We start from the raw sequence: 15,136 nt of genomic DNA on the forward strand, positions 1-15,136 counted from the left end.
GATATAACAAAAATGGAAAAAATTAAAGTTGCCAACCCAGTCGTTGAATTAGACGGCGACGAAATGACTCGAATTATCTGGAAATTCATCAAGGATAAATTAATCTTACCTTATTTAGATCTAGACATTAAGTACTATGATTTAGGTGTAGAATACCGCGACGAGACGAATGACCAAGTAACTATCGAAGCAGCTGAGGCAATCAAAAAATACGGTGTAGGTATCAAATGTGCTACCATCACTCCTGATGAGGCTCGTGTAACGGAATTCGATTTAAAGCAAATGTGGAAATCTCCAAACGGAACGATCCGTAACATCCTAGATGGTACTGTTTTCCGTGAGCCAATCGTTTGTGCAAACGTTCCTCGTTTAGTTCCTAACTGGACTGCTCCGATCATGATCGGTCGTCACGCGTTTGGTGATCAATACCGCGCAACTGACTTCGTTACCAAAGGAAAAGGTAAATTAACCGTTACATTCCAACCAGAAGATGGTGGTGCAGCTCAAACGTTCGAAGTATACAACTTCAAAGGCGATGGCGTTGCGATGACCATGTATAACACAGACGAATCAATCAAAGGTTTTGCGCACTCTTGCTTCAACATGGCATTGAGCAAAGGATGGCCTCTATATTTATCGACTAAGAACACGATCTTGAAGAAATACGATGGTCGTTTCAAAGATATCTTCGAAGAGATCTACCAAGCAGATTACAAAGCGAAATTCGAAGCTGCAGGGATCGTTTATGAGCACCGTTTGATCGATGACATGGTGGCTTCTGCATTAAAGTGGAATGGTAACTTTGTTTGGGCTTGTAAAAACTACGATGGAGACGTTCAATCTGATACCGTTGCGCAAGGTTTCGGTTCATTAGGTTTGATGACTTCTGTATTGATTACGCCAGACGGAAAAGTAATGGAAGCGGAAGCTGCTCACGGAACGGTGACTCGTCACTACCGCGATCACCAAGCTGGAAAGCCTACTTCTACGAATCCAATCGCGTCTATCTTCGCTTGGACTCGTGGTTTAGAGTTCCGTGGTAAATTAGACAACAATGCGGCCTTGATTAATTTCTGCCAAACATTGGAAAAAGTATGTGTTGCGACAGTAGAGTCAGGTAAGATGACCAAAGACTTAGCCGTTTGTATCCACGGTAACAAAGTTACTCACGGAGAACACTACTTATACACAGAAGAGTTCTTAGAGGCTTTAGATACGAATTTGAAGGCTGCGTTAGCGTAAGTCGCCGCAGGCGGCTTAGTCAAAGAGTCGTCACTGCGTGACTTAGTCGACTTCGTCTTAGTCGTTGCTTCGCAACTAAGTCAAAGAGTCCGGAGGGGAAGAAATTCCTCTTCGGATTTTTTTTTCTGACACATTCGACTAAGTCCGCAGGACGACTAAACGACATTGCTGCGCAGCAGTGCCGACTAATTCCCGGCGGACTCTCTTCCTCCGGACTCCGGACTAATTCCCTGCGGACTATTTTTTTATTTTATGCCTAGGCATAAAATAAAAAAATCGCGCCGATTGCTCAGCGCGATTTCTTCTTATCGTTTTGTTTCAAATACTATTCTGAAACCACAGAGAAAGCAATCTTGTGTTTTACTTCTTTGTGTAAGTCAAGCGTAGCAGCATAATCGCCGGTTGTCTTCACTTCTGTATCGAATGAAATCTTCTTGCGATCGATATCGAAACCTTTTTCTTTCAACATCTCTGAAATTTGAAGGCTAGTCACACGACCAAAGATTTTTCCGCTATCACCTGTCTTCGCAGGAATAGTTAATGTCATTTCACCGATAGCTGTAGCTAAATCGAATGCATCTTGACGCACTTTCTCCACTTTGTGAGCAGCTTGCTTGATGTTTTCCGCTACAACCTTGCGGTTAGACGGAGTCGCCATGATAGCGAAACCTTGTGGAATTAAGTAATTACGACCGTAACCAGCTTTCACCGCAACGATATCGTTTTTGTAACCTAATCCAGCAATATCTGTTTTTAATATAATTTCCATCTTATGTTTACAATCAAATGTTTATTGGATAAGGTACTATTTTAAACCGTCAGCCACGTAAGGCATCAAAGCCAAGTGACGAGCACGCTTGATAGCTTGTGCCACACGACGTTGGAATTTCAAAGAAGTTCCTGTGATACGACGAGGTAAGATTTTACCTTGCTCGTTCACTAACTTCAATAAATAATCAGGGTTTTTGAAATCGATGTATTGAATACCAGATTTCTTGAAACGGCAATACTTCTTGCGGTTTCCGTTCTTATCTACAGGTTCGTTAACTAGTGTCATATTATGCTTCTGTTTTTTCTGGTTTTCTACCTACTAATCCTTTTCTCTTTTTTTCGTTATAAGCTAATGCGTGCTTATCTACCGCTAGGGTTAAGAAACGAATCACGCGCTCATCACGCTTGTATTCTAATTCTAATTTAGCGACTAAAGTAGGAGCTGCTGCAAATTCGAAAATTTGATAGTATCCAGTGTGCTTGTTCTGAATCGGGTAAGCTAACTTACGTAAGCCCCAAGCGTCTTCATGAACGATTTGCGCACCGTTTTCTACCAACAGATTCTTGAATTTCTCAACAGTGTCCTTTGTCTGTTGTTCAGACAAAACGGGAGTTAAAATGAACACCGTCTCATAGTTTTTTAATTCCATAAAAAAATTGTTGTTTAAAAACTGGTAAAAATTTGGACTGCAAAGGTACGAATATTACTTCACAATCAAAACGTTAACAACAAAATTTTAGAATTAACGCACCTCGAAAGTACCAAGGCCGATTAAATACCCCTCGGCATAAAGTTCGATTTCGTGCTTACCTGGCTTGAAGCCATTGGGTCTTGAATAGATAAATTCCACCGATTGGTGGTTATTTTCATAGAAAATACGTTGACGACTCGTAAAAGTCAATTCGCGTCCTTTAAAGTCAAAAGTACCTGAACCCAAATTATAATCTGATATAGTGGTACCCGTAGGTTCAATAATACGTAAAAAGACTGCTTTAATCTCTTTGTTGGCTAAGGAGTTTTCTTGTAAGTGGAACATCACCCGTATTTTGTCCACTTTTCTCGCCTTTTGATTATTCACTGACGACTCTTTTCCTCTAGAAGAAATCGCATAGACATTGACGCCCTCAGCGCGCAAGGCAGCTGCTGCACTCACTTTCTCTGTCAATTCCTTGTTCCGAATTTCCAAAACACGAGATTTCTCACTTAACTCACGCTCTTTCAGGCCAAAAGTTTTGCTTGAGTCCTCTAACGCTTTTTGGATATTTACGAGGCCCACTTTTAATATCTGCGCTTCGCGGCTTAGGGAATCATTACGTAGTATCAACACAACGTTTTCTTTCTTCAGCTTTTTGATTTCAGCATCTTTCTGACCAAGTAGATGCAAATAATAATTTAATTTCTTTTGGAATTCAGCCGGATCGATCTCATTCAGGTGTTTTTGATCTCCTAGAATTTGAGCTTTCGCCGTTTCTAGTTCACTCACCTTTCCGCCTAATTTTTTAATTTGGATTAACCGCAAATTCAATTGCTCTGCCACTGAGTCTAGTTTGACCTGGGCATTTTCAACGAACCTCTCTTTCGATTGAGGAATAAATCGATCTACTAACCCCAATCTATCCAAGAGGATCCAGCCGGCTAACAAAAAAACCAAAATAGTCAACAACGTCACTAGACGCTTTAACTTACTTTCGTTTTCCCTCGAATTATCGGATTCCATTTAATCTGCTTTATTTATTCTTTTACTCCTGAATCAAAAATAATAAATTAATTTTAATAATATTTTTAAGTCCAAACAAATTTAGTCTTTATTCCCCATGTCCATCGCAGCGCAAATTTCATTGATTAATAAGCAATTAAACGATAGTACTGCACGACTTATTGTCGTCACTAAGACCAGAAGCATCGAAGAGTTGCAGGAAACGCAGGCAGCGGGGGCGATTGAATTTGGGGAAAACCGCGTGCAGGAGATGGTGGAAAAGCAAGCGGTGTTGTCTAAAGACATTCTTTGGCACCAAATCGGACACTTACAGACGAACAAAGTAAAATACATTGCGCCATTCGTTCACCTAATTCATTCGGTGGATTCATTGAATTTATTGAAAGAGATTAATAAGCAGGGGGCTAAGAATAACCGGGTTATTAACTGTCTACTTCAGCTGTTCATAGCCACGGAGGAAAGTAAGTTTGGCTTGGATTTTAATGAGGCCGAAGCCTTATTAGCAGATGCCTCTTTTGCAGAGATGAAAAACATCCGCATCGTGGGTTTAATGGGCATGGCGAGTTTCACAGCGGATGAACAGCAAATTCGACGCGAGTTCAAGAGTCTAGCTGATTTCTTCCAACAGCTCAAAAACAACAAAACCGGCGTTTCGACCGGTCTTGTGGAATGGACTGAATTGTCCATGGGCATGTCTGGTGATTATTTGATCGCAGCAGAACTTGGTGCCACCTTAGTTCGCGTGGGCTCAGCAATCTTCGGCCCTCGTCACTAACGCGTTAAGGACATAATCTCAAACTCTAGCTTACCAGCTGGAGCCGTGATTTCTGCTAAATCCCCTACTTTTTTACCTAGTAATCCTTTTCCAAAAGGAGACGAAACCGAAATTTTTCCAGTTTTCAAGTCTGCTTCTTCTTCTGAGACAATCGTGTAGGTAACGGTCATTCCCGTTTTCGTATTCTTAATTTGAACAATAGAGTAAATCGACACGACGGATAAATCAATGGTCGATTCGTCCAAGACACGCGCTACAGAAATAATTTCCTCCATTTTAGAAATCTTTAATTCCAACAGGCCTTGCGCGTCTTTCGCTGCATCGTACTCCGCATTCTCACTCAAATCCCCTTTGTCACGTGCCTCCGCAATTTGCTTAGCCATGTCAGAACGACCGGTGATCTTTAAGTAATGCAATTCTGCTTTAATTTTATCTAATGCCTCCGCGGTGTAATATTGAAACTTTGCCATAATCTATTTAGGGTTTTTCCTTAGTGCTTAAAAACAAAATAGAACGGCCTCCGACCGTTCTACCTAATTTATTTGTAGTTTTGTTTCGGATTCGCAACTAAAGTTTTTGTTTTTCTAACAGCACGTATTTGTTGTTTTGTAGAGGACAAAGATAATAAAAATTCAGACGGATTCCACAAACTATCAAGATCAAGGATGCGGATTATATTTTTTGGAACCCCAGAGTTTGCAGTAGCCAGTTTACAAGCCTTAGTCGAGGCTAAACTGGATGTAGTGGCCGTAGTAACAGCCCCAGATAAACCCGCAGGCCGTGGACAGCAGATTCAATCATCTCCTGTTAAAGTATATGCTGAATCAGTTAATCTCCCGGTTCTGCAACCAGCCAAACTGAAAGAACCAGCATTCCTAGAAGAATTAGCCTCTTATAAAGCAGATTTACAAATAATCGTAGCCTTTCGAATGTTACCGGAGGCTGTTTGGAATATGCCCGCTATGGGGACTTTCAACTTGCACGCTTCCTTGCTTCCGCAGTACCGTGGTGCAGCGCCCATTCACTGGGCAGTGATAAATGGAGAGACAGAAACGGGCATTACCACGTTCTTTTTACAACACGAAATCGATACGGGGGACTTATTGTTCCAAGAGACAGAACCCATCTCAGCGACTGATACCACGGGAGAACTTTACGAGCGTTTGATGAATAAAGGGGGTGCTTTGGTGGTTAAAACAGCCAAAGCCATCGAATCCGGCCAAATTCATCCCACGCCACAACAAGAAATCGAAGAATTAAAATCAGCCCCAAAATTACAACGCAACACGGGCGAAGTACATTGGAGTCGTTCAGGCACAGAAATCGTTAATTTAATTCGCGGAATGTACCCGTTCCCGGGAGCTCACACCGCATTTCAAGGCAAAAACTGCAAACTAATTAGTGTAGAATTTCATCCAGAAATTATACCTGATTTAGGCGTGGGGGTTTGGGATACGGATAAAAAAACCTTTCTCCGTGTAGGCTGTAACGACGGATACATCAACATCCTAGAATGGCAAATGGAGGGAAAGAAACGATTGAAAATCGAGGAATTTCTACGCGGATATAATTTTAATTTCTAGCGTAGTTTCCAGCGTCCCATCGGGTAAAAATAACCAAAAGAACCTCGTTGAATAAAGATGTATTGTTCTTTCAGATTAGCCACAACAGTCATCGTATTCGGGCTAACTTGTAAAGTTGCTGCGGATGCAGGGAATGGAATCGCTTGAGAACACGCACAAGGTTGATTTTCCCGCAACCTATTCATCTCATTTAATAAATCGCGTGTATCTTTTACTTGATCTTGTTGTCCCATGTCTACCTTTTTAAAGTAGTTGCGCTCATATGCTTGCTTAAATGGCTCGTATTCCAAAGCTAAGTCGGGATACTTTTGCAATAATTTGGCACTATTATAAAAAGCCTGAATGTGGCCAGGATCTGGGAAACCCACAAAATCTCCACCCCAAAACAAGCCTATTTTCTTTGCTTTGGCACCATATTGATCATAAATCTCACCTCTCCGCAATGCTTTCCCTTTTCGAGCAATCGATCCATCTGCGGCTAAACCAAAATTATGAAAAGAGACAAATGCTTTCGAATACCCTTTCTTTTGCAAGGCCAATTGTTCTTCCTTATCCCGTAAATTAGATGTGTATTTAAGCTTGTAGGGTGTTCTGATCAAAGTCAATAAGCTGTCTCGCTTAATCTGGAACGAATCAATTTCAGCGGCTAATAAAGTAAGCCATGGCGTGTGCAATTCAGGGGACACTTTCGTTTCTTGTGTGCCATCTGTATTCACTCGAATAAAGACATAGGAGGTAATGGAATCTTGTAAAACAGTAGAATCCTGCTGCTTATACAACCACTTGAAATCGTCCCAATCCAACTTCTCTAGTTTTGTATTTTCACAAATACGGTGCTTAGCCTTAGGCTCTTCAAAACCAAAGAAAAACAGAACGAAATGAAAGAAACCAATCAATATCATTTTTTCAAGGGGATAACTAGTACCTCACCTCGTAAAGTAACATCGTCTTTTTTATGATTAGCCTCCATGATAGCTTGCTTGCTTACTCCGTATTTTTCAGCTACAACACGTAAAATATCCCCTGGCCCTACCGTATGTAATGCTTGAATTTTTACATTCAATTTTGTAGAACCACTTTTAATGCCATCCGGATTCACTCCAGGATTCATCGCTTTTAACTGATCTACTTTTAAGCCAAACTTCCGAGCCACGGCAGAAAAGGTTTCCCCTTTCTCTACTATAATAGCGTGTGATTTACCCGCTGGAGTTGCCACCTCAGGAACAACCTCTGCTTCTGCTTCTTTCTTCTGTTCAGCCAGCTCTTCCTCTTCAGATTTACCGATAATCGAATCTTTCGGAACAATTAAGGAATCTGCGGCATCTACCGTCGAATCAATTTCCACTTGAACGGCATCCGTTGCAACCTCCTCTGACTCCACGAACTTCTCAGCTCGAATCAATTCATCTTTATCTGGACTCACAAAATGCTCGAAGCCCACTGCGATTAATCCCACGAGGGTCAATAAAAGAATACCCAGCGTGATGACTGGCAATTTGCTATTTTCTTCGTTCTCACTCATTTTAGGAAAATTTAGCTTTCGTTTCTTGGCTCATTTCAGCCACTTTATTTTCTAATTCCGCTTTGTACGCGGTATATTTTGTTGCCAAAGTCTCATCCGCAATCGCCAACATTTGGATCGCTAGTAATCCAGCATTTTTAGCTGCATTTAGGGCAACGGTCGCAACAGGAACCCCATTTGGCATTTGTAAAATAGATAAGACTGAATCCCAACCATCAATCGAATTCGATGATTTGACCGGAACGCCTATCACCGGCAGAATAGTCGCTGAAGCCACCATTCCTGGTAAATGTGCCGCTCCACCTGCGCCTGCGATAATCACCTGAATGCCACGAGTCTTAGCTTGCTGCGCATAATTCATCATTTTGACTGGGGTGCGGTGCGCAGATACGATATCTACTTCATAGGCCACTCCAAAATCCTTACAAACTTGGATGGCCTCCTGCATTACTCCTAGATCCGAGCTACTGCCCATTATAATTCCTATCATAGCTAGCTATTTATGCGATAACGCGAATGCTTTGTTTAACTTGTTCTGCTTTTTGTTCAATCTCTTCGCGGGATTCCCCCAGCAAAGTGATATGCCCCATCTTGCGAAAAGGCTTCGTTATTTTCTTCCCATATAAAAATGGATGAACGCCTGATATACCTAAAATCGTATCCAAGCCTTCGTATTTAGCTGGACCTGTAAAGCCGTCTGCTCCTAATAAGTTTAACATCCCAGAGAAAGAATGTGCCTTCGTCTCTCCTAATGGCAAGCCCGTAATCGCTCGTAAATGTTGCTCGTATTGCGAAGTATCGTTTGCGCGAATCGTTTGATGACCAGAATTATGTGGTCGAGGAGCGACTTCGTTGATGAGGATTTTACCGTCTTTAGTTAAAAACATCTCCACTGCTAAAACGCCCACCAATCCCATTTTATCAATTAAACTGACAGCTATTTGCTCTGCTTCTTTTTCTATCTCAGGAGAAATTGCTGCCGGGGAAACGAGGAATTCTACCAGGTTTTGGACCGGATGAAAAACCATCTCCACCGCCGGAAACGCTTTTATTTCTCCTTGCGGATTACGCGCCACAATCACGGCTAATTCTTTATCGAAATCAATGGCCTTTTCTAATAGACCAGGGGCATCAAAACCTTTAGAGGCATCCGCCGCTGAACCGATGTACTGAACGCCTTTACCGTCATAACCTCCTTTTCCTAACTTATGAAAGGCTGGCAAGAAATCTTCGTTTGCGATGATTTCTGAGGATGATTCTATCAATCTGAAATCAGCGGTAGGAAAACCGTGGGTTTGGAAAAAGGACTTTTGAATGCGCTTGTCCTGAATCATACGAAGCAGATTCGGTTGCGGATAGACTTTAATTCCCTCCGCTTCCAATTGCTCCAGCGCTTCGATATTCACATGCTCGATTTCAATACTGATTAAGTCGAATTGTTTCCCAAAGTTGTACACTGTATCATAATCCTGAAACGAGCCCTGCGTAAACTGGGTCGTCAAGGTGTGACAAGAAGCTTCTGGATCTGGATCAAGGCAGGCAATGGGCAAGTCTAAGTCGATCGCTGCTTGTAATAGCATTCGTCCTAGCTGGCCGCCGCCTAATAATCCGATTTTGGGAAGTGATTTAGACATAAATTCGAATTCAATGGGTAAAATTACGGCTTTTGTTTTACCTTTGGAAATTATTTAGACCTCGAGAAAAAATATTCTTGTTGGAATCCGATTAAAGATCATGACAAAAAGAAATACCACGATTATCGCTTTCATTTTACTTGCTATTGCGAGTCGTCTATTGATTTTAGCTGGACCGGGTTGGGCGAACTTCTCACCTATGGCCGCTATGGCGCTATTTGTAGGGGCCTATTTGCATAACCGTAAGCAAGCGGTGGCTTGGACCTTATTAGCGGTTTGGGGATCAAACTTGATTCTTAATAACACGCTATATGACTCCTTTTTCCCAGGATTCTCCCTCGGTTTTGATGGCTATCACATGCTAGCCTTCGCATTAATCGCTTTATTAGGCCAAAACGCCACAGCCAGCGCCTCTCGTTTCATTGGAACGAATGTGGTAGCTGTAATCGGATTTTTCCTTATCTCTAATTTCAATTCGTTTGTTTCACCAGATCATACGTATACGAGAGATTTCGCTGGTTTATTAAATTGCTATGCTGCCGGTATCCCATTCTTAAAGAACACGATTGCTAGCCAATTCCTATTCTCCGGTTTATTCTTCGGAGCTTTTGAACTTTTGAAAAAACAAGTTCCAGCCTTACGCTAGAAATTATTACGCATAAAAAAAGGGTCGGCTTGCAGATGCGAGCCGACCCTTTTATGTTGATGCCTATCTAGTTTTTAAAGACCTTTCCGTCTTTCATAACGAAGTTCACCTTTGTCATGAGTTTTACGTCAGCTACTGGATCACCAGGAACAGCGATGATATCTGCGGCCTTCCCTACCTCGATAGAACCGATTAAGTCACTTTGACCTAAAAGATCTGCCGCATTGACTGTCGCTGATTTAATCGCCTCTAAAACGGGCATTCCAGCTTCGTTCATCAAGATAAACTCATAGCCATTCTTTCCGTGGCCAAAAACGCCCGCATCCGTACCAAACGCAATCTTCACCCCCGCTTTATACGCTTTACCGAACGTTCCTTGAATGATCGGTCCGATTGCCGCCGCTTTCTTCGCCACCATTTCTGGGTAGTAGTTCGGAATTTTAGACGAATCAGCTACGGAACGACCTGCGATAACGGTAGGCACATAATACGTTCCCATCTTTTTCATCAACTCCATCACTTCTTCGTCCATATACGTTCCGTGTTCGATCGAAGATACACCACCTAAAACGGCGCGCTTCATACCTTCTTTTCCGTGAGCGTGTGCCGCCACTTTGAATCCGTAGTCTTTCGCTGTTTGCACAATCATGCGTACTTCCTCATCGGTAAATTGGGCACCTGACCCGTCTTTGGCAAAACTTAAAACACCGCCCGTAGCCGTGATTTTAATCAAATCAGAACCTTCTTTGTAACGCTGACGCACCGCTTTTGCCGCATCCGCTATTCCATTCACCACACCATCTTCAGGTCCTAAATCCTTTTTGAATGCTTCATTAATTCCATTCGAATCATCCGCGTGTCCACCGGTGGTACCGATCGAAACACCTGCCGTAAAAATACGTGGACCCTCTACTAGTCCTTTATTAATTGCATTGCGCAAACTTATCACCACATGAGTACCTCCCAAATCACGAACCGTTGTAAAACCAGCTAGTAAATTCTTCTTTGCATAGCCCAAAGCTTGATAAGCCACATCACCCGGATTCTTCACAAAGCGATCCAAATAGGCCCCCGGATTCGTTTCCGATTCTAAGTGTACGTGTGAATCAATCAGACCCGGCATCACTGTTCTGTCTTTCAAATTAATTACTACATCACCTTTAGCCGGACTTAAGTATCCTTCTGAGACGGCTACGATTTTTTCCCCTTCCACCACAATGGAACGATTTTTCAAAACCGTTTGGGTCTTCACATCAATCAAAGAACCGCAGTGCAATATGGTTTTTTGGGCAAAACCAGCAAAAGCCAACAGGCTTAAACCTAAGGTCAATACTTTTTTCATAGGGTAGATGTTAATAAGATTGAAACGTGTTTCCAGAAGCTTGGGTAGCTTTTATTGACTACCGAAGGATCCAATAAGGTGATTTCTTTTTGCATGGCCACTGGCGCAAAGGCCATTGCCATCCGGTGGTCATCATAGGTTTCGATAGGTTCGATGGCAGAAACAGCCGCAAAATTTCCCGTTACTTCGTACAGGTGATTCGCTTCTTTCTCCAAAAGCGTCGCCCCTAATTTTTTTAATTCATTTTGCAAGGCTATAACGCGATCCGTTTCCTTTACTTTTAAGGATTCTAAACCAGTTAAAGTCAATGGAATGTTCTTCACAGCGGCGATAACGCAGATGGTTTGGGCTAAATCTGGGCAATCCGTGAAGTCCCAGGCGAGGGAAGCTTGAGCCGGTATTTTGGTCAACATATAACCACGCCCCGTATAGGTACTTTTAACGCCTAATGGCTCCATAATGGCTTTGATTGCCGAATCCCCTTGCAAGGAATCTTCTTTCAAGCCTAATAATTCTAATGAACTATCTTCGAATGGAGACAAAGCCACCATTGAATACCAATAACTCGCTCCAGACCAATCTGATTCTACCGCGAATGGCTGCAATTGATAGTCTTGCTTAAGGATTTCTATTGTTCCTACAGACCAATCTGCTAGCGCTTGAATGCCAAAATGCTTCATCTGGGCCAAGGTCATTTCAATATAAGGTTTTGACCCTAAGGCACCGGTAATCTGCAATTTCAAACCAGCTGGGAGCAACGGAGCAACCATCAAGATGGCAGATATAAACTGTGAACTCACATCACCGCGAATCGAAATTTCGCGATTCCCTTGGAACGAAAAGCCATTCAACTGCATCGGTGGATAGCCTTCTTTATTCAAATACGTAATGTCAGCACCTAAGGTACGCAAGGCATCCACTAAAATTCCAATCGGACGCTCGCACATGCGCGGCGTACCTGTCATCTTTTTAATCGCTCCTGTAACCGCATAATAAGCAGTCAAAAAACGCATGGTAGTTCCTGCATCCAACACATCCGCTTCAGCCCCATTTTCAGACAACAAACGAATCATCGTTTGCGTATCGCGCGCTTCAGCTAGATTAGATAGATTGTCAATCGATCCATTCGCTAAGGCATTAATCACCAATGCCCGATTGCTCTCAGACTTCGAAGCGGGTAAAGGGATGATTTCAGAAAAGGATGACGTACGAGGAAATAAAGTAATTTGACTCAAAACAGGTTTGCGATTAACGCAATTTTAAAGTGACTAATGATAAAACGGCTAAGATGATTCCCACGATTAAGAAACGAATAACGATCTTCGATTCGTGGTAATTTTTCTTTTGGAAATGGTGGTGCAATGGCGACATCAAAAAGACGCGACGCCCCTCTCCATATTTGCGTTTTGTATATTTAAAATAGGCCACCTGAATGATGACGGATAAATTTTCGATTAAGAAGATACCACATAATACCGGAATCAACATTTCCTTACGGATTACGATGGCTAACGTGGCGATTACACCACCCAACATCAAACTACCCGTATCGCCCATAAATACCTGAGCCGGATAGGCGTTATACCAAAGGAATCCGATACAAGCACCCACAAAGGCCGCGCAAAAGACGGCGAGCTCCCCTGAATTTGGAATAAACATCACATTCAAATACTGTGAGATGACTTTATTACCAGAAACATAAGCTAGTATGGCCAAAGCGATTCCGATAATCACCGAAGTTCCTGCCGCTAATCCATCGATACCATCGGTAATATTCGCGCCATTCGATACGGCTGTAATTATGAAGATCACCACTAAAACATAAACGATCCACACGTATTCATCCGGAATAAAGCTAGGTAATAACATGTTGTAATCGAACTGGTTGTCTTTCATGAAAGGCACTGTTGTTAACAGTGATTTATGATCCATAAAAGTTCCGTCCGCGGCGAACTCACGCACTTTAATGTGCTGATTGAAATACATCGTTAATCCTACGATAATTCCCAAACCGATTTGGCCTACGATCTTGAATTTACCAGATAAACCGTCTTTATTTTTCTTAAATACTTTGATATAATCATCTGCAAAGCCCACTGCTCCTAACCAAATCGCTGAGGTAACCAACAGTACGATGTAGACGTTGGTGATTTTGGAGAATAATAAGGTGGGAATTAACAAAGACAATAAAATTATAAAGCCTCCCATGGTAGGAGTGCCCTTTTTGGCCATTTGGCCTTCTAAACCTAAATCACGAATTTCCTCCCCAATTTGTAATCGCTGTAAGCGATAAATGACCGCTTTACCCCAAATAGCGGCAATACCCAAGGACGTAATAATCGCCGCAAATGCGCGGAACGTAATGTATTGAAAAACGCCGGCACCCGGAATATTCAGGTTCTTATCTAGGTATTCGAAGAGGTAATAAAGCATGTAAAAGGGTTTTAATTTATAAAATTGCAAAAAATCAAGTTGAAATCAAACTCAGCTAAATGCTTCCCCTAATACCAATTTGTCATCAAAATCATATTTCACTCCATTAATTTCTTGGTAATTCTCATGCCCTTTCCCCGCAACCAAAATAATATCGCCTGCACCGGCCAATTGCTGTACCGCGAAAAAGATTCCCTCTTTGCGATCAGCCACACGATGTACCTTAGATTTTAAGGTAGCAGGTACACCCGCCTCCATCTGATCTAAAATAACTTCCGGGTCTTCTTTACGCGGATTATCTGAAGTTAAAACCACACAATCGCTGTACTTAGCAGCTAATTCCGCCATAATGGGGCGTTTACCCGTATCTCGATTTCCACCGCACCCCACCACCGTGATTACACGCTGGGATTTATCCTTAATCGTTTGAATTGTTTTGAGTACATTTTCCAATGCATCCGGGGTATGTGCATAATCCACAATCCCCATTTTATGGTTAGATCCGGCTAGTTGTTCGAAGCGACCTGGAGCTGTTTTTAAGGCAGAAATCTGAATTAACACTTCGTGCGATTCTTCTCCTAACAAAAGAGCGGCACCATAAATACCCAATAAATTATAGGCATTGAATGTCCCTATTAACTGAGCGTGGACTTGCTGGTGGTCGATTTCTAATTGTAAACCGCCTACCCCATTACTAATAATTTTGGCTTTAAAATCGGCCGCATTTAATAATCCGAAACCATATTTCTTTGCGGCCGTATTTTGCAGCATCACCATCCCTCGCTTATCATCTACATTCGTTAAGGCGAAAGCAGAAGCAGGCAGGGCGTCGAAAAAGCCTTTTTTGGCCTTGATATATTCGTCAAAGGTCTCGTGAAAATCTAAATGATCCCGGGTAATATTCGAAAAGATCGCCCCAGAGAATTGGACCCCATGAATACGCTTTTGAACCACTGCATGCGAACTCACCTCCATGAAAGCATGGCTACAACCTGCTGACACCATATCCGCTAACAAAGCATTCAAACTCAGCGCGTCAGGCGTAGTGTGTGTCGATGGAATTATCTTGTCTTCGATCTTATTAACAACTGTTGAAATCAATCCACAGCGATGACCTAGTCGTTTGAATAATTCAAAAAGTAAGGTTACGGTCGTCGTTTTGCCGTTCGTACCCGTAATACCGACTAATTTTAACTTCTTCGATGGATGATCATAAAACTCTGCGGCGGCTTCCGCCAGTGCGGCATTCGAATCGGCTACTTGTACACAAGTTACGCCGGCAGGTATAAGCTCAGGCATTTTTTCCACTACCCAATGCTGACAACCTTGCTCATATACTTGAGTCAAAAAGGAATGTCCATCTACTTGCGTACCTGGAATAGCAAAAAATACAGCACCAGAGGTGGCCTTTCTTGAATCAAAACATAAATTCTCGACCTCAATTCCAGGGAATAACGTAATCTGTGCCAT

At 42.3% G+C, this 15,136-nt stretch carries 17 protein-coding genes; 4 read left to right on the forward strand and 13 right to left on the reverse strand.

Features of this window, described 5'->3' with window-relative positions; genetic code table 11:
* Positions 1-12 precede the first annotated feature (12 nt).
* Positions 13-1,242: an isocitrate dehydrogenase (NADP(+)) gene (locus tag SKC37_RS10755; protein ID WP_130922799.1), complete on the forward strand. Its 1,230-nt coding sequence runs from the start codon at positions 13-15 to the stop codon at positions 1,240-1,242.
* 325 nt (positions 1,243-1,567) lie between these two features.
* Here SKC37_RS10755 and rplI read toward each other — a convergent pair whose 3' ends face one another.
* The 4 genes from rplI to SKC37_RS10775 all read right to left on the reverse strand — a co-directional run bounded on the left by rplI (position 1,568) and on the right by SKC37_RS10775 (position 3,731).
* Complete coding sequence (gene rplI, locus SKC37_RS10760; protein ID WP_130894913.1) at positions 1,568-2,011, reverse strand: 50S ribosomal protein L9; 444 nt, start codon at positions 2,009-2,011, stop codon at positions 1,568-1,570.
* A gap of 36 nt (positions 2,012-2,047) precedes the next feature.
* A complete protein-coding gene (gene rpsR / locus SKC37_RS10765) occupies positions 2,048-2,299 on the reverse strand; it encodes a 30S ribosomal protein S18 (RefSeq protein WP_130894912.1) in 252 nt (83 codons plus the stop codon).
* Between the two features lies 1 nt (position 2,300).
* The gene (gene rpsF, locus SKC37_RS10770; protein WP_130894911.1) at positions 2,301-2,663 is read right to left on the reverse strand and encodes a 30S ribosomal protein S6; all 363 of its coding nucleotides are present in this window, start codon (positions 2,661-2,663) and stop codon (positions 2,301-2,303) included.
* Positions 2,664-2,756: 93 nt separating this feature from the next.
* Positions 2,757-3,731, reverse strand: coding sequence for a hypothetical protein (locus tag SKC37_RS10775; RefSeq protein WP_377981475.1), 975 nt, complete (start codon positions 3,729-3,731; stop codon positions 2,757-2,759).
* A gap of 97 nt (positions 3,732-3,828) precedes the next feature.
* On the opposite strand from SKC37_RS10775, the gene SKC37_RS10780 reads away from it, so the two are divergent.
* A complete protein-coding gene (locus SKC37_RS10780; protein ID WP_377981476.1) occupies positions 3,829-4,506 on the forward strand; it encodes a YggS family pyridoxal phosphate-dependent enzyme in 678 nt (225 codons plus the stop codon).
* Here SKC37_RS10780 and greA read toward each other — a convergent pair.
* Positions 4,503-4,976: a transcription elongation factor GreA gene (gene greA, locus SKC37_RS10785; RefSeq protein ID WP_377981477.1), complete on the reverse strand. Its 474-nt coding sequence runs from the start codon at positions 4,974-4,976 to the stop codon at positions 4,503-4,505. The genes SKC37_RS10780 and greA overlap by 4 nt on opposite strands.
* A gap of 195 nt (positions 4,977-5,171) precedes the next feature.
* On the opposite strand from greA, the gene fmt reads away from it, so the two are divergent.
* Positions 5,172-6,089 carry a methionyl-tRNA formyltransferase gene (gene fmt, locus SKC37_RS10790; RefSeq protein WP_377981478.1) on the forward strand — a complete coding sequence of 306 codons (918 nt, stop codon included), beginning with the start codon at positions 5,172-5,174 and terminating at the stop codon, positions 6,087-6,089.
* Here fmt and SKC37_RS10795 read toward each other — a convergent pair.
* From SKC37_RS10795 to SKC37_RS10810, 4 genes are read right to left on the reverse strand one after another with little or no spacing between them, the layout of a single operon-like run.
* A complete protein-coding gene (locus tag SKC37_RS10795; RefSeq protein ID WP_377981479.1) occupies positions 6,086-6,991 on the reverse strand; it encodes a M15 family metallopeptidase in 906 nt (301 codons plus the stop codon). The two genes, fmt and SKC37_RS10795, sit on opposite strands and share 4 nt — an antisense overlap.
* On the reverse strand, positions 6,988-7,611 hold the full coding sequence (locus SKC37_RS10800) for a LysM peptidoglycan-binding domain-containing protein (RefSeq protein ID WP_377981480.1): 624 nt from the start codon (positions 7,609-7,611) through the stop codon (positions 6,988-6,990). The genes SKC37_RS10795 and SKC37_RS10800 overlap by 4 nt, the downstream gene beginning before the upstream one ends.
* Before the next feature lies 1 nt (position 7,612).
* Positions 7,613-8,101: a 5-(carboxyamino)imidazole ribonucleotide mutase gene (gene purE, locus SKC37_RS10805; protein WP_377981481.1), complete on the reverse strand. Its 489-nt coding sequence runs from the start codon at positions 8,099-8,101 to the stop codon at positions 7,613-7,615.
* Between the two features lie 10 nt (positions 8,102-8,111).
* Positions 8,112-9,245 carry a 5-(carboxyamino)imidazole ribonucleotide synthase gene (locus SKC37_RS10810; protein WP_377981482.1) on the reverse strand — a complete coding sequence of 378 codons (1,134 nt, stop codon included), beginning with the start codon at positions 9,243-9,245 and terminating at the stop codon, positions 8,112-8,114.
* 100 nt (positions 9,246-9,345) lie between these two features.
* Between SKC37_RS10810 and SKC37_RS10815 the strand changes: the two genes are divergently transcribed.
* The gene (locus SKC37_RS10815; protein WP_377981483.1) at positions 9,346-9,891 is read left to right on the forward strand and encodes a DUF6580 family putative transport protein; all 546 of its coding nucleotides are present in this window, start codon (positions 9,346-9,348) and stop codon (positions 9,889-9,891) included.
* Between the two features lie 67 nt (positions 9,892-9,958).
* Here the strand turns inward: SKC37_RS10815 and SKC37_RS10820 are convergent, their stop codons facing one another.
* From SKC37_RS10820 to SKC37_RS10835, 4 genes are read right to left on the reverse strand one after another with little or no spacing between them, the layout of a single operon-like run.
* Entirely contained in the window at positions 9,959-11,233 is a 1,275-nt protein-coding gene (locus tag SKC37_RS10820; protein ID WP_377981484.1) for a metal-dependent hydrolase family protein, read from the reverse strand.
* Positions 11,230-12,468 (reverse strand): 3-phosphoshikimate 1-carboxyvinyltransferase, encoded by a 1,239-nt coding sequence (locus tag SKC37_RS10825; RefSeq protein ID WP_377981485.1) that lies wholly within the window; start codon positions 12,466-12,468, stop codon positions 11,230-11,232. Before SKC37_RS10825 ends, SKC37_RS10820 begins: the two co-directional genes overlap by 4 nt.
* 13 nt (positions 12,469-12,481) lie before the next feature.
* On the reverse strand, positions 12,482-13,666 hold the full coding sequence (mraY, locus tag SKC37_RS10830; protein ID WP_377981486.1) for a phospho-N-acetylmuramoyl-pentapeptide-transferase: 1,185 nt from the start codon (positions 13,664-13,666) through the stop codon (positions 12,482-12,484).
* A gap of 51 nt (positions 13,667-13,717) precedes the next feature.
* A complete protein-coding gene (locus SKC37_RS10835) occupies positions 13,718-15,136 on the reverse strand; it encodes a UDP-N-acetylmuramoyl-L-alanyl-D-glutamate--2,6-diaminopimelate ligase (protein ID WP_377981487.1) in 1,419 nt (472 codons plus the stop codon).

Origin of the sequence: Aquirufa esocilacus, assembly GCF_042715595.1 — a bacterium.
Lineage (GTDB): Bacteria > Bacteroidota > Bacteroidia > Cytophagales > Spirosomataceae > Aquirufa > Aquirufa esocilacus.